12 protein-coding genes are annotated in these 14127 nt (G+C 72.8%); 6 read left to right on the top strand and 6 right to left on the bottom strand.

The window, feature by feature from the left end:
* Positions 1-96 precede the first annotated feature (96 nt).
* Positions 97-1797, top strand: coding sequence for a hypothetical protein (locus V2S66_RS12040; protein WP_330794616.1), 1701 nt, complete (start codon positions 97-99; stop codon positions 1795-1797).
* Between the two features lie 27 nt (positions 1798-1824).
* Here the strand turns inward: V2S66_RS12040 and V2S66_RS12035 are convergent, their stop codons facing one another.
* Positions 1825-2286, bottom strand: a complete 462-nt coding sequence (locus tag V2S66_RS12035) for a hypothetical protein (protein WP_330794615.1) — start codon at positions 2284-2286, stop codon at positions 1825-1827.
* Positions 2287-2487: 201 nt separating this feature from the next.
* On the opposite strand from V2S66_RS12035, the gene V2S66_RS12030 reads away from it, so the two are divergent.
* Complete coding sequence (locus V2S66_RS12030) at positions 2488-3297, top strand: arylamine N-acetyltransferase family protein (RefSeq protein ID WP_413966372.1); 810 nt, start codon at positions 2488-2490, stop codon at positions 3295-3297.
* Between the two features lie 27 nt (positions 3298-3324).
* Here V2S66_RS12030 and aroA read toward each other — a convergent pair whose 3' ends face one another.
* The 4 genes from aroA to V2S66_RS12010 form a co-directional block, all read right to left on the bottom strand.
* A complete protein-coding gene (gene aroA, locus V2S66_RS12025) occupies positions 3325-4560 on the bottom strand; it encodes a 3-phosphoshikimate 1-carboxyvinyltransferase (RefSeq protein WP_330794613.1) in 1236 nt (411 codons plus the stop codon).
* A 285-nt stretch (positions 4561-4845) separates the two neighbouring features.
* Complete coding sequence (locus V2S66_RS12020; protein ID WP_330794612.1) at positions 4846-5469, bottom strand: bifunctional 4-hydroxy-2-oxoglutarate aldolase/2-dehydro-3-deoxy-phosphogluconate aldolase; 624 nt, start codon at positions 5467-5469, stop codon at positions 4846-4848.
* Positions 5470-5676: 207 nt separating this feature from the next.
* On the bottom strand, positions 5677-6495 hold the full coding sequence (locus tag V2S66_RS12015; protein ID WP_330794611.1) for an AIM24 family protein: 819 nt from the start codon (positions 6493-6495) through the stop codon (positions 5677-5679).
* A 57-nt stretch (positions 6496-6552) separates the two neighbouring features.
* A complete protein-coding gene (locus V2S66_RS12010) occupies positions 6553-7863 on the bottom strand; it encodes an ROK family transcriptional regulator (RefSeq protein WP_330794610.1) in 1311 nt (436 codons plus the stop codon).
* A gap of 148 nt (positions 7864-8011) precedes the next feature.
* Between V2S66_RS12010 and V2S66_RS12005 the strand changes: the two genes are divergently transcribed.
* The 4 genes from V2S66_RS12005 to V2S66_RS11990 are packed head-to-tail and all read left to right on the top strand — an operon-like array spanning position 8012 to position 12614.
* Complete coding sequence (locus V2S66_RS12005; RefSeq protein WP_330794609.1) at positions 8012-9355, top strand: ABC transporter substrate-binding protein; 1344 nt, start codon at positions 8012-8014, stop codon at positions 9353-9355.
* A gap of 16 nt (positions 9356-9371) precedes the next feature.
* Positions 9372-10376, top strand: coding sequence for a carbohydrate ABC transporter permease (locus tag V2S66_RS12000; RefSeq protein WP_330794608.1), 1005 nt, complete (start codon positions 9372-9374; stop codon positions 10374-10376).
* 22 nt (positions 10377-10398) lie between these two features.
* A complete protein-coding gene (locus tag V2S66_RS11995) occupies positions 10399-11238 on the top strand; it encodes a carbohydrate ABC transporter permease (protein WP_330794687.1) in 840 nt (279 codons plus the stop codon).
* Positions 11239-11258: 20 nt separating this feature from the next.
* Positions 11259-12614: a GH1 family beta-glucosidase gene (locus V2S66_RS11990; protein WP_330794607.1), complete on the top strand. Its 1356-nt coding sequence runs from the start codon at positions 11259-11261 to the stop codon at positions 12612-12614.
* 19 nt (positions 12615-12633) lie between these two features.
* Here V2S66_RS11990 and allB read toward each other — a convergent pair whose 3' ends face one another.
* Entirely contained in the window at positions 12634-14046 is a 1413-nt protein-coding gene (allB, locus tag V2S66_RS11985; RefSeq protein ID WP_330794606.1) for an allantoinase AllB, read from the bottom strand.
* Positions 14047-14127: the final 81 nt, after the last annotated feature.

The following is a 14127-nucleotide window of genomic DNA, read 5'->3' as shown; positions in this document are numbered from 1 at the left end:
CCGATGGCCAACGGGCGGTGAACTCTGCCGTACACGACGGTCACGCCTCGTCCAAGGGGCGGGGGACGCGCCCTGCCCGCGGCTAGCGTCAGCGCTGTGACCTCCACCGACGCCGTCCCCGGCCACCGAACGACGGCCGGGCCCGCCGCCCCGGCCCCCGGCGCCCGCGCCGCGTCCGCCGCACGCGCGGCCGCGGTGCTCGCCGGGCTCGCCGGGGTCGCGGCGATGTGCTGGAGCGGCCTCAACCACGACGTGCGGTACGTGCTCGGCGGGATGCGGGTGGCCGGCCGCGGCGGCTTCTCCGCCTCCGGGACCTTCGTGCACCGGCCGCTGGCCTACCGCTGGCTGCTCTCCTCCCTCGACCATCTGACCGCGGGCCCGGTGGCCTGGCGCGAGGCGTGGACACGGCTGCTGGTCGTGGCGCTCACCGCGGGCGTGGTCTGGTGGCTGCGGTCCGGGCTGGCCCGCTTCCTGCCGCGGCGCGAGGCGGACGCGGTCGCCGCGGCGGTCGGCCTGGCGCTGCTCTTCGCGCCGGCATGGGACTTCCTGCAGCCGGAGTGGGTCGCGGTGTGGCTCGCGGTGGCGGCGCTCGCCGCCGGTCTCGCGCCGCGCCGGCTGCTCGTGGCGGCGCCGGTCGCCGGGGCGCTGACGTCACTGGTGGTGCTGGTCAAGTACACGACGTTGCCGACGGCGCTGCTGCCGCTCGGCGCGCTGTGGGTGCTGGACCGCCGGCGCGGCGGCTGGACCGCGGCGGTGGCCGCGGTGGCGACCCCGGCCGGCTTCGCGCTGGCGGTCGCGGTGCAGCCGCGCGAGTGGCGCTGGTTCAACGAGCTGTCCGCGCTGAATCCGGACACCCCGCTGCAGAACGGCCTGCACCTGGCGGATCTGCGGCTGCTGGTCCAGACCGTCGGCACCGAGGCGCTGATGAACCCGCTCGTCGGGCTGCTGCCCGTCGCCGTGGTGCTGCTCGCGCGGAGCGCCGCCGACCGCCGGGCGCGCTGGGCCTGGCCGCTGCTGACCGGCGCGGGCGTGGCCGGTGTGCTCGTCGCGCTGGTGGTCCAGGGGCAGTGGTTCCAGTACCACCTGGCGGCGCTGCCGGTGCTGGCCGCCGCGCTGTGGGGGCTCGCCCTGGCCCGCGCCCCGCGCCGCGGCCCGGTGGCCGCCGCGCTGCTCCTCGGCGTGGCGGTGCCGCTCGCCGCCGGGCGTTCGCTGCCGTGGCGCACGGCCCACGAGACGGCCGTCCACGCGCTGTGGGGCGTGGTGGCGGCCGCCGCGTTCGCCTGGTCCTGGCGTCGCGCCGGGCGGCCGCCGGTGCGGTACGCGGCCGCGCTCGCCACCGTGCTGGCACTGGCGGTACCGGCCTGGCCGACCACCCCGTACTCGTACGACACCCGGCACTCGGGGTTCACCGCGCTGGAGCGCGCGCACACCCGGCAGCAGCTCGGCCGGTGGCTCGACGGCGTGCGCGCCCGGATCGGCCCGGACACGCCCGTCACCTACCTCGCCTTCGGCGACGTCGGCTACCTGCTCGGCAATCCGACGCACTGCCGCTACCCCACGCCGGACTTCCTGCAGCGCACCCGCTACGACCGGTCGATCACCCGGCAGGCCAGCTACCGCGAGAACCTCGCCTGCGTGGCAGACCCGGCCGCGCGCTTCGCGGTGCTCGACACCTCCTGGTTCCCGCTGCCGGCGGTCGCGCCGCAGGTCGCGGCCGCCGTTCGCGCGCGCTTCGCCTGCGGCACGCCGGTGGCCGCGTACCCGCGGCTGCATCTCGTCGTCTGCCCCCGCCGCTGAGCGGCGGCCGGGGTCCTGCGCCGGGCGTCAGCCGCAGTGGAAGGCGCCGCTGAAGTAGTCGGCGAAGTTCCAGTCGAAGGTGTCCGTCGCGTAGAGGTAGATGCACTTGCCGGGGGCGTGCACCCTCACCGGGCCCGCGTAGTAGTCGTAGGTCTTGTCGTCGCTCCCGGCCGTGCCGGTCGGGGTGCACGTGGTGGGGTTGGGCGAGGTCTCCTTGCAGGCGGAGAGGTAGACGCTGATCTCGTGCGGCGAGCCGTAACCGCCCGCCGCGGTCGCGACGTTGACCGCGCAGTTGTCGCCGGTCGCGGAGTCGTAGTAGAGGTGAGCGGTGCCGTACGAGGTGGTGCCGCCGCTCACGCGCACCGCGTACGTGCCGATCTCGGTGCCGCTGCAGCCGTATCCGGACGCGTCGGCCCCCGGCGCGACGAGGATGCTGCCGGCCACGACCGCAGCGGCGGCCGTCACGACGGCCGCGATCTTCTTCTTCATGGTTCTCCCCGGTTCTGCCCGCGATGCGGTGAAGGTCCGGCCTGCTCCGGCCGGACGGACGCCCTCACGCTAGGGCGGCCCGGAGGACGGCTTCAAGGAAGACCGGGCGGCGCAATTACGCCGCCTCCGCTGCGTCACCGCCCCGCGGGTTAGGGTGCGGCCATGGGTAGCCAGGACCGGAAGGCCGAGGCCGACGCTGTGATGGACCGGTTCACCGCCGACGCCTACCTCGCGCGGATCGGCGCCGCGCGCCCCGCCGTCGCGGATGCGGACGCCCTGCGCGAACTGCACCTGCGCCACCTGCTCACGGTGCCGTTCGAGAACCTGTCGATCCACCTCGGCGAGGACATCGTGCTGGAGGAGTCCGCCCTCGTCGCGAAGCTGCTGCGCGGGCGCGGCGGCTTCTGCTACGAACTCAACGGCGCCTTCTGCGCGTTGCTGCGCGAGATCGGCTTCGAGGCGGAGATGCTCGCGGCGCGGGTGTTCGGGGACGACGGGCGGCTCGGGCCGCCGTACGACCACATGGCGCTGCGGGTGCGGACCGCGACGGGCGAAGAGGCCCTGGCGGACGTCGGGTTCGGCCGGCACAGCCGGTACCCGCTGGACTGGCGCTCGCGCGACGAGCAGGACGACCCCGGCGGGGTGTTCCGGATCGCGGCGGCGCCGGACGGCAGCGGCGACCTGGACGTGCTGCGCGACGGCGCGGCGCAGTACCGGCTGGAGCAGCGCCCGCGCGGGCTGGGCGACTTCGAGTCGACCTGCTGGTGGCAGCGGACCTGGCCCGGCTCGCACTTCCGGCAGTCCCCGGTGTGCTCACGGTTCACCGGGGACGGCCGGGTGACGCTCGCCGGCCGCACGCTGGTGGTCACCGGCCGCACCGGCGAGGACGGCCGGGAGGCGCGTGCGGAACGCGAGTTGGCCGGCCGCGACGAGGTACTGGCCGCCTACCGCGAGCACTTCGGGATCGCCCTGGACCGCGAACCGGTGGCGGTGGGCGCCGCGAGCCGGTGAGCGCCGCGGCGCCGCGGAGCGGGCGTGCTAGACGCCCCACTCCTGCCGTACGCCGGCGAAGAACTCGTGGAAGCCGGGGAAGGTCTTCTTCACGCACCCCGGGTCGTCGAAGGTCGTGCCGGGGGTGCGCAGGCCGGCGACGGCGAAGCTCATCGCGATGCGGTGGTCGCCGTGGCAGGCGATCTCGACCGGGGCCGGCGTCCCGGGGTGGATCTCGATCCAGTCGCGGCCCGTCTCGACCCGGACGCCCTGGGAGCGCAGGTTCCGCGCGCACGCCTCCAGCCGGTCGCACTCCTTGACGCGGGTGTTGTAGACGTCCTCGATGCGGACCGGGCCGTCCGCGAACGGCGCGATCGCGGCGAGCGTGGGCATCGTGTCCGAGATGTCCCGCATCGCGACGGTGAGCCCGCCGAGCCGCCCGGTGCCGGTCACGGTGGTCGCGTCGTGGCCGATCTCGACCCGCGCGCCCATCGTGCGCAGCACCTCCACGAACCGCAGGTCGCCCTGGAGCGCGTCGGCGCCCAGGCCGGGGACGGTCGCGCTGCGCCCGGTGAGCGCGGCGGCGGCGAAGAAGTAGCTCGCCGTGGAGGCGTCCGGCTCGATGGCGTAGTCGGTGGCGCGGTAGCCGCCGGGAGCCACCGTGAAGACGTCGCCCTCACGGGTCACCCGCGCCCCGAAGCGCCGCATCATCGCGAGGGTGATCTCCACGTACGGCACCGAGACGATGCCGGTGACGTGGATGCGCAGGCCTTCGGCGGTCAGCGGGCCGGTCAGCAGCAGCGCGGTGAGGAACTGCGAGGAGAGGCTGGCGTCGAGTTCGATCGCGCCGCCCTTGATGCCGTCGGCGAGGACGGTGAGCGGCAGCCGGCCCTCCGCCTCCTCGTGCCGCAGGTCCACGCCGAGCGAGCGCAGCGCGTCGGTGAGCGGCGCGACCGGGCGGCGGCGCATCTGCGCGGAGGCGTCGAAGCGGAAGGAGCCGTGGCCCGCGGCGGCCAGCGCGGGCAGGAAACGGGCGGCGGTCGCGGCGTCGCGGCAGTACACCTCGGCCCGGTCGACGGCGGGACCCTCCGGGCGGCCGGTGATCCGCCACGCGTCGGCGGACCGTTCGACGGCGTAGCCGAGGCGGACCAGGCCCTCGGCGAACCCGTCGGTGTCGTCCGAGAGCAGCGGGCGGCGCAGTACGGTCTCTCCCTCGGCGGCCGCCGCGAGGAACAGGGCCCGCGCGGTCACCGACTTGGAACCGGGTACGGCGACGACGGTCACGGAATGCCTCCTGGCAGGGTGTTCGCCGCACGCGTGCGGGTGCTGCGCGCGGCGGCCGGCGGTACGGGGGCGGTACGGCCCGTCCCGCCGCCGGCGCCGGGTGGCCGCTCCCCCGCGCCGAGTCTAGGGGCCGGGGCCGGACCCCCGGCACGGCCGCCCGGTTCTGTGTCAGCTCGGTGCCGTCTGCGCCGGCGGCCGCCTCCGCGGGGGATCGTTCTCAGCCGCGCCCACGGTTGCGGTTCCGCCTGCGGCTCGCGTCGCGCTCGCGGCTGCGCGGCGGCCGCGTCACGGTGAGTCGGCGAGCCGGTCGAGCAGGTCGGTGAGGCGCTTGGTGACCGTCTCCCGGTCGCCGTCGGTGAGCGCGGAGCCCATGCCGACCGCGACGGCGCCCGCGGCGACCCAGTCGGGGGCGGCGCTGACGGTGATGCCGCCGATGGGCAGGACCGCGGCCTGCGGGATGATCGCGCGGACGTCGGTGATCCAGTCCGGGCTGTAGGCGATCGCCGGGTAGAGGGTGAGCGCGTCGGCGCCCAGCTCCATCGCGCGGACCGCCTCGGAGGGGGTGGCGATGCCGGGGAAGACCGGGACGCCGTAGCGGTGGCCGGTGCGCAGCACCTGCTCGTCGAGGTTGGGGGAGAGCAGGAAGCGGGCGCCGGCGTCGATCGCCATCCGGGCGGAGACCTGGTCGAGCACCGTGCCGGCGCCGATGACCGCGTCGTCGCCGACCTCGCGGACCAGCGTGGTGACCGCTTCGAGGGCGAACGGCGTGGTGAGGGAGATCTCCAGGGTGGTGAGCCCGGCCGAGAGCAGGGTGTCGGCGGTGGCGGCGGCCTGGTCGTAGCTCTCACCGCGGATGGTGGCGAAGACCCGCTGGGCCAGCGCGGCCCGGGTGATCTCCCAGCGGTACACGGCGGTCGGCCCCCTTCCTGGTGCATCCTGCGCGGGTGGTGCACGAGATCAGCACGCTACCTGCACGGCGGGGGCCGCCATGCCCCGGTCCGCCGCACCCGTGTCCGTACCGTGACCTGGGTGGAGCATGTGCCCTCAGAGGACTGTGCGGCGGCTGTGGACGTACGAGCCGGGACGGGCGGCAAAGACGCCCGTCAGCCGGTGCGCTCAGCCGACGTGCGGGGAGAAGAGGCCGCCGGTCGGGCCCTGCTTGTCGCCGCCCTGGGCCTTCTTCAGCGCGTTGGCCAGGCCCTCGATGGTCATGGACTGCAGGATGACCCGGCCGTTGCCCTCCAGGGTGGCGAGCGAGAGGCCCTCGCCGCCGAAGACGGCGTTCATGATGCCCTGGCGGTTGAGGCCGCCGATGCGCTGCACGCCGTACTGGATGCCCTCCTCGAAGGCGACGATGCAGCCGGTGTCGACCTCGATGCGGCCGCCGAAGTCGGCTGGGTTGAGGTCGATGAAGTTGCCCGCACCGGCGATGACCACGGTGCCGTGGCCGGTGAACTTCTCCAGGATGAAGCCCTCGCCGCCGCTCATGCCCTGCCGGCCGCCGGCGAAGGCGATGCCGAACTGCACGGTCTCCTCGGCCGCGACGAAGGCGTCCTTCTCGGCGAACCAGGCGCGCGAGCCGTCCAGCTCCAGGGCGCGCATCTCGCCGGGCAGCACTCCGGCGAAGCCGACGGTGCCCTCGCCGCCGGACGCGGTGAAGTACTGGAACGCCAGCGACTCGCCGGCCAGCGCCCGCTGGCCGACCTGCATGGCGGTGCCCATGGCCTGCCGCAGCAGGCCGCCCATGCCGCCGCCCTGCTGGCCGCCCGCGCCGCCCGCGTTCCGGGTGCCGGGGCCGCCGAGCCGGGTCTCCATGGACACGTTCGCGGTCTTGAACAGGAACTTGCCCGCCTCGCAGTACACCGTCTGGCCGGGGTTCAGGGTGCAGACGGCCATCTGCATGGCGTTGCCGACGATCTGCTGCTGCAGGGTCACAGCGGGCTCCTCAGGACGAGCTGGCGGTACGGGGCGCGGGCGGTGCGCACCGCCCGGTCAACGTACCGCCCGGGCGATTCGGTTCCGCAACCCCTCGGCGGGGCCCTGGTCCGCCGCCGTCCCGTCCGCCGGCTGGGCGGGCAGCCGTACGGTGCGCTCCCCGCCGGTGTCGAGGAAGCGGGCGAGCGGGAGGGTGGCGGCGCCCACGGTGACCGCGTCGGCGCCGAGCCTGCCCAGCTCGATGGAGGTCTGCGCGCACGGGTGGTGCAGCGCGTAGGCGGCGGCGACCTCGCGGACGGTGGGCAGCAGCCGGGGGCCGAGCAGCAGTCCGGCCCAGCCGCCGATGACGATCCGCTGCGGGTTGAAGAGGTTGATCAGGTCGGCGATGCCGGCGCCCAGGTACTCGGCGGCCTCCGCGAGCAGCGCCCCGGCCTCGGGGTCGTGGTCGGCGGCGGCGATCAGCGCGGCGAGCCCGGTCTCCTCGCTGACGTCCTCGGGTGCGGAGGACCAGCGGCCGAGCAGCGCCTCGGCGCCGACGTACGCCTCCAGGCAGCCGCGCGATCCGCAGCGGCAGGTGCGTCCGCCGACCCGCAGGGTGGTGTGGCCCCACTCCCCCGCGCTGCTGGACGCGCCGTGGTAGGGCGTGCCGTCGGCCACCACGCAGGCGCCGACGCCGGAGCCGATCAGCGCGATCACCACGTTGCCCGAGCCGCGGCCGCCGCCGAACCACATCTCGGCCTGGCCGAGGGTCTTGGCGCCGTTGTCGATGTAGAGGGGCAGGCCGGTGCCGGCGCGCAGCAGCCGGCCGAGCGGCACCGCGTCCCAGCCGATGGTCTGGCCGTGCACCACGATGCCGTCGCCGGCGCCGGGCGGGCTCACCTTGGGGTCGCCCTGCTCGACGATGCCGGGCACGCCGATGCCGACGCCGAGCACCTCGCTGTCGTCGATGCCGGCCTCGCGGACCACCGAGGCGATGCCCTCCAGGGCGAGCCGCACCACGTGGTCGACGTCGTGGCCGCTGTCGGACAGCGGCAGGTCGGCGGAGGCGCGTTCGGTCAGCGCGAGGTCGAACAGCTCGACCCGCACCCGGGTCTCGCCGACGTCCACGCCGACCACGTGGCCGTAGCCCGCGGCCACTTGGAGCAGGATGCGCGGCCGTCCGCCGTCGGACTCGACGGCGCCCGCCTCCTCGACCATCCCGTCGGCGATCAGCTCGCCGACGACGTTGCTGATCGACCCCGCGCTCAGGCCGGTGTCGCGGCCCAGCTCCTGCCGGCTGAGGGGGCCTTCGAAATACAAATGACGCAGAAGCGATGCACGGTTGCCGCGCCGCAGGTCACGCACGGTCCGCCTGCCCCGCTCAGCCATCGGTTCTCCCTCTCAGCCCGTCCGGCGTGAATCTATCGCTGCACAAGGTCTTGACGCCACCTTTTCTCACAAGTTAAATCACGGCCTGAATTAAGGCACAGGCGCTGTTCACTTCCTGAAGCGATCCCACCCCTGAGAGGGAACCGGTATGCGCACCTCCAGCACCTCCAGCAGACTCCTCGCGGCCACCGCCCTCGTGGCCGCGCTCGGTCTCACCGTCACCGCGTGCGGCGGCAGTTCGGACAACGGCAGCGGCGGCGACAAGAACGACCCCGCCAGCCTCAAGGGCCAGACCATCACCTACTGGGCGAGCAACCAGGGCACCAGCCTGGACAACGACAAGCAGGTGCTGACCCCCGAGCTGAACAAGTTCACCCAGCAGACCGGGATCAAGGTCAAGCTGGAGGTCATCGGCTGGGCCGACCTGCTCAACCGCATCTTGGCGGCGACCACCTCGGGCCAGGGCCCGGACGTCCTGAACATCGGCAACACCTGGTCGGCCTCGCTGCAGGCGACGGGCGCGCTGATGCCGTGGGACGCCACCGCGTTCACCGCCATCGGCGGCAAGGACCGGTTCGCCTCCGCCGCGATCGCCTCGGCCGGCGCGGCCGGCAAGGACCCCGCCGCGGTGCCGCTGTACTCGATGGCGTACGGCCTGTACTACAACAAGAAGATGTTCTCCGACGCGGGCCTGACGCCGCCGAAGACGTGGGACGAGCTCGTCACCGACGGCAAGAAGCTGACCAAGGACGGCCACTACGGCCTGGCCGTCGAGGGCAGCAACGGCTCCGAGAACATCCACCACGCGTTCGTGCTCGCCAAGCAGCGCGGCTCCAGCTGGTTCGACGACTCGGGCAAGGCGACCTTCGACACCCCGGCGAACGTCGCGGCGGTCAAGCAGTACGTCGACTTCATAGCCAGCGACAAGATCGCCGCCAAGGGCGACGCGGAGTACTCGCAGAACCAGACCATCACCGACTTCGCCACCGGCAAGGCCGCGATGATGATGTGGCAGTCCGCCGCGACCTCGATCAAGGCGCACGGCATGACGGCCGACCAGTACGGCGTGGTGCCCGTGCCCACCCAGACCGCGGGTGCGACCGGTGACGCCGGCATCACCTCGATGGTGGCCGGCATCAACCTGGCGGTGTTCCAGAACACCAAGCACAAGGCCGCCGCCGAGGCGCTGGTGAAGTTCATGACCAGCACGCCCGAGCAGAAGGTCCTCAACGGGACCTACGGCTCGCTGCCGCCGGTCAAGGAGGCGCAGAGCGACGCGGCCTTCCAGACGCCCGACCTGAAGACGCTGGCCGGCGTGCTCGGCAGCTCCGCCGCCCCGCTCCCGCAGGTGCCCAACGAGAGCCAGTTCGAGACGCTGGTCGGCACCGCGGTCAAGGACCTGTTCGCGGACGCCGCGGCCGGCAAGCCCGTCACGGACGACTCCGTCAAGGCCGCGCTGACCAAGGCGCAGCAGCAGATGCCCGCATCGTAAGGATCGGCTCTCCTCCATGACTGCCACCGCCCCTCCCAGGCGTGCACCCGAAGCCGGCCCCGACAGCGGCAAGTCCGCTGCCGGGCGCCGGCTCCGGCCGCGTGCCGTGGAACGGCTGCGCCGGATCGGCCTGCCGTATCTTCTCCTGCTCCCCGCCCTGCTGGCCGAGCTGCTGATCCACATCGTGCCGATGTTCTTCGGCATCGTCATCAGCTTCAAGAATCTGACGCTCTTCTACATCCACAACTGGAAGAGCGCGCCCTGGTCGGCGTTCGACAACTACAAGGCCGCGGTCAAGATCCACCAGCCGATCGGCGAGGCCCTGCTGCACTCGTTCTGGGTGACGCTGGCCTACACCCTCCTGTCGGTCGGCTTCTCCTGGCTGCTCGGCACGGCCGCGGCGATCCTCATGCAGGACACCTTCCGCGGCCGCGCGATCATGCGCGCGATCTTCCTGGTGCCCTACGCGCTGCCTGCCTACGCGGCGCTGATCACCTGGACGTTCATGTTCCAGCAGGACACCGGCCTGGTGAACCACGTGCTGCACGACCAGTTGCACGTGACGTCGAACAAGCCCTTCTGGCTGATCGGCGACAACAGCTTCTGGGCCATGGTCATCGTCTCGGTCTGGAAGTCCTGGCCGTTCGCGTTCCTGGCCCTGATGGCCGGTCTGCAGAACATCCCGCGCGAGCTGTACGAGGCCGCGGCGATGGACGGCGCCGGCGTCTGGCAGCAGATCAGGAAGATCACCATGCCGTCGCTGCGGCCGGTGAACCAGGTGCTCGTGCTCGTCCTGTTCCTGTGGACGTTCAACGACTTCAACACGCCGTACGTGATGTTCGGCCAGTCCGCGCCCCATCAGGCGGACCTGATCTCCATCCACATCTACCAGTCGTCCTTCATCACCTGGAACTTCGGCTCGGGCTCGGCGATGTCCGTGCTGCTGCTGCTGTTCCTGCTGCTGGTGACGGCGATCTACCTGGCGCTCACGTCACGGAAGCGAGGCGACGCCGATGCCTAGGATCCCCTCGCAGCCGTCCCCGATGGCGCAGCCGAAGTCCTTCACGTGGACCCGGCGGGTCGTCCTCACCCTGCTGCTGCTGTTCGTGCTCACGCCGGTCTACGTGATGCTCAGTTCGTCCCTGAAGAACCTCCAGGACGTGCAGGGCTCGTTCCAGTGGATCCCGCACGGCCTGACCTTCCGGCCGTACCTCGACATCTGGAAGACCGTCCCGCTCGCGCACTACTTCATGAACTCGCTGATCGTGTCGGTGAGCGCGACGCTCTTCTCGGTCGCGGTGGCCATCTTCGCCGCCTATGCCGTCAGCCGCTACCGCTTCGCGGGCCGCAAGGTCTTCACCGTGACGGTGCTGTCGACCCAGATGTTCCCCGGCATCCTCTTCCTGCTGCCGCTGTACCTGATCTTCGTCAACATCGGCAACAGCACCGGCGTCACGCTCAACGGCAGCCGGCTCGGACTGATCATCACCTATCTCACCTTCTCGCTGCCCTTCTCCATCTGGATGCTGGTCGGCTACTTCGACTCGATCCCGAGGGACCTGGACGAGGCCGCGAAGGTGGACGGCTGCGGCCCGTTCGGCGCGCTCTTCCGGGTCGTCGTGCCGGCCGCCATCCCCGGCATCGTCGCGGTGTGCGTGTACGCGTTCATGACGGCGTGGGGCGAAGTCCTCTTCGCCTCCGTCATGACCAACTCCGACACCCGCACGCTCGCCGTCGGCCTACGCGAGTACGCAACCCAGAACGACGTCTACTGGAACCAGGTCATGGCCGCCTCGCTCGTGGTGAGCGTGCCTGTGGTCGCCGGATTCCTGCTCCTGCAGCGTTACTTGGTGGCCGGGCTGACCGCCGGCGCCGTCAAGTGACCCCCACCGAAAGGTAACTCGTGAACGACCTGAGCGCTCTTCCCGCGGATTTCGTCTGGGGTGCGGCCACCGCCGCCTACCAGATCGAGGGCGCGGTGGACGAGGACGGCCGGGCCCCGTCCATCTGGGACACCTTCTCCCACACCCCCGGCAAGGTTGCGGACGGCGACACCGGCGACGTCGCCTGCGACCACTACCACCGCGTGCCCGAGGACCTGGAGCTGATGAAGGCTCTGGACCTGGACTCCTACCGCTTCTCCATCGCGTGGCCCCGGGTCCTCCCGCAGGGCTCGGGCGAGGTCAACGCGGCCGGTCTGGCCTTCTACGACCGGCTGGTGGACTCGCTGCTCGAGGCGGGCATCACCCCCAACGCCACGCTGTACCACTGGGACCTGCCGCAGGCCCAGCAGGACCGCGGCGGCTGGCCCGAGCGGGAGACCGCCGAGCGGTTCGGCGAGTACGCCTCCGTGGTGGCGAACGCGCTGGGCGACCGGGTCAAGGACTGGGCGACCCTCAACGAGCCGCTGTGCTCCGCCTGGATCGGCCACCTCGAAGGCACCATGGCGCCCGGCTGGACGGACCTGAACGCGGCCGTCCGCGCCTCGTACCACCTGCACCTCGGCCACGGCCTGGCGGTGCAGGCGCTGCGGGCCGCACACGCCGACGCCCGGGTCGGCATCGTCAACAACCTCAGCCCGTGCGAGCCGGCCACCGACCGCGACGCGGACATCGCGGCCGCCCGGCGCGCCGACGGCCACACCAACCGCTGGTGGCTGGACCCGATCCACGGGCGCGGCTACCCGCAGGACATGGTGGAGCTGTACGGCGTCGACCTGCCGGTCAGGGACGGCGACATGGAGCTGATCTCCGCGCCGCTGGACTGGCTGGGCCTGAACTACTACTTCCGCCAGGTCATCACGGACGACCCGACCGGGCCGGCGCCCTACGCCAAGTCGGTGTACCTGCCGGGCGTGCGGCGCACCGCGATGGACTGGGAGGTCAACGCGGACGGCCTGGAGCAGCTGCTGGTCCGGCTCTCCGAGGAGTACGGCGCGAGCCGCATCTTCGTCACCGAGAACGGCTCCGCGTACCGCGACACCGTCGGCAACGACGGCGAGGTGGACGACCCGGAGCGCTCCCAGTACCTGGAGGAGCACCTGGCCGCCTGCGCCCGCGCCGTCAAGCGCGGTGTGCCGCTGGCCGGTTACTACGCCTGGTCGCTGCTGGACAACTTCGAGTGGGCGTACGGCTACGACAAGCGCTTCGGCCTGGTGCACGTCGACTACGCCACCCAGAAGCGCACCATCAAGGGCAGCGGCCGCCGCTACGCGGACATCGTGGGCGCGCACCGCCGCCGGGTGCGCCGGGCGGCCTGACCGACCGCGGCGCGCGATGTCACCGGGAACTCCCGCCGGCCGGCCGTTCGATGAGCCTGCCGGCGGGTTTCTTCGCGGCCTGCGCGGTGAGTTCGCCGTCCCGCGCGACGAGCGCGCCGCGCAGGTACGCGGCCCGGACGACGCCGTGCAGGGTGCGCCCCGCGTAGGCGGTGACCGGGTTGCGGTGGTGCAGCCTGGCCGGGTCGACGGTGAAGGTCCGCTCGGGCGCCAGCACCGCGAAGTCGGCGTCGTGGCCGGCGGCGATGGCGCCCTTGACGCCGTCGAGCCCGGCCAGCCGCGCCGGGCCCGCGGACATCCAGCGGGCCACGTCGGCGAGGCCGTGGCCACGCCTGCGGGCCTCGGTCCACACCGCGGACAGGCCCAGCTGCAGCGAGGAGATGCCGCCCCAGGCGGCCGCGAAGTCCCCGGTGTCCTTCGCCTTCAGCGCGATCGTGGAGGGCGAGTGGTCGGAGACCACGCAGTCGACGACCCCGTCGGCCAGCGCCTGCCACAGCGCGTCCTGGTTGGCGGCCTCGCGGATCGGCGGGCAGCACTTGAACTCGGTGGCGCCGTCGGGGACTTCCTCGGCGGTCAGGGTCAGGAAGTGCGGGCAGGTCTCGACGGTCAGCCGCACCCCCTCGGCGCGGGCAGCGGCGATCATCGGCAGCGCGCTCGCGGAGGACAGGTGCAGGATGTGCACGCGTGCGCCGAACCGCCTGGCCAGTGCGATCAGTCCGGCGACGGCGGCGTCCTCGGCCGCGGCCGGCCGCGACGCCAGGAAGTCGGCGTACTTCGGTCCAGCCTGCTGCGGGGCGTCCCCGATCAGCCCCGGGTCCTCCGCGTGCACGATGAGCAGGCCGTCGAAGCGGGTCAGCTCGGCGAGCGCCGCGGCGAGTTCCTCGGCGTCCAGCTGCGGGAACTCGTCCACCCCCGAGGGCAGCAGGAAGCACTTGAAGCCGAAGACGCCGGCGTCGTGCAGCGGCCGCAGGTCCCCGGCGTTGCCGGGGACGGCGCCGCCCCAGAACCCGGTGTCGGTGTGCACCCGGCCGCGCGCGGCGGCGCGCTTCACCTCCAGGTGCGCGGCGCTGGTGGTCGGCGGGATGCTGTTCAGCGGCATGTCGACCAGGGTGGTGATGCCGCCGGCGACCGCCGCGGCGGTGGCGGTGGCGAAGCCCTCCCACTCGGTGCGCCCGGGGTCGTTGACGTGCACGTGCGTGTCGACCAGGCCCGGCAGCAGCACGTCGTCGCCCAGGTCGGTCAGCAGGGCGCCGTCCGGGACGGGCGCGTCGTACGGCAGCACGGCGGTGATGGTGCCGCCGCGCACCGCGACGGACGCGCCCCGCTCGCCCTCCGGGGTCACCACGCGCGTCGAGCGCAGCACCTGCTCCCCCCGCGCACCCGGCTCGTCCCGTGCCTCCGGCTCCTCCCGCATCGAGTGCCCTCCCGTCCGCCCGGCGGCCCGCCGGTAGCATTCAACGTTCTGTTGACGGCCATGGTGGGGATGGTCCGCCGG

Source organism: Actinacidiphila polyblastidii (assembly GCF_036353415.1).
GTDB lineage: Bacteria > Actinomycetota > Actinomycetes > Streptomycetales > Streptomycetaceae > Actinacidiphila > Actinacidiphila polyblastidii.
This window is presented reverse-complemented; position numbering and strand designations above follow the sequence as displayed.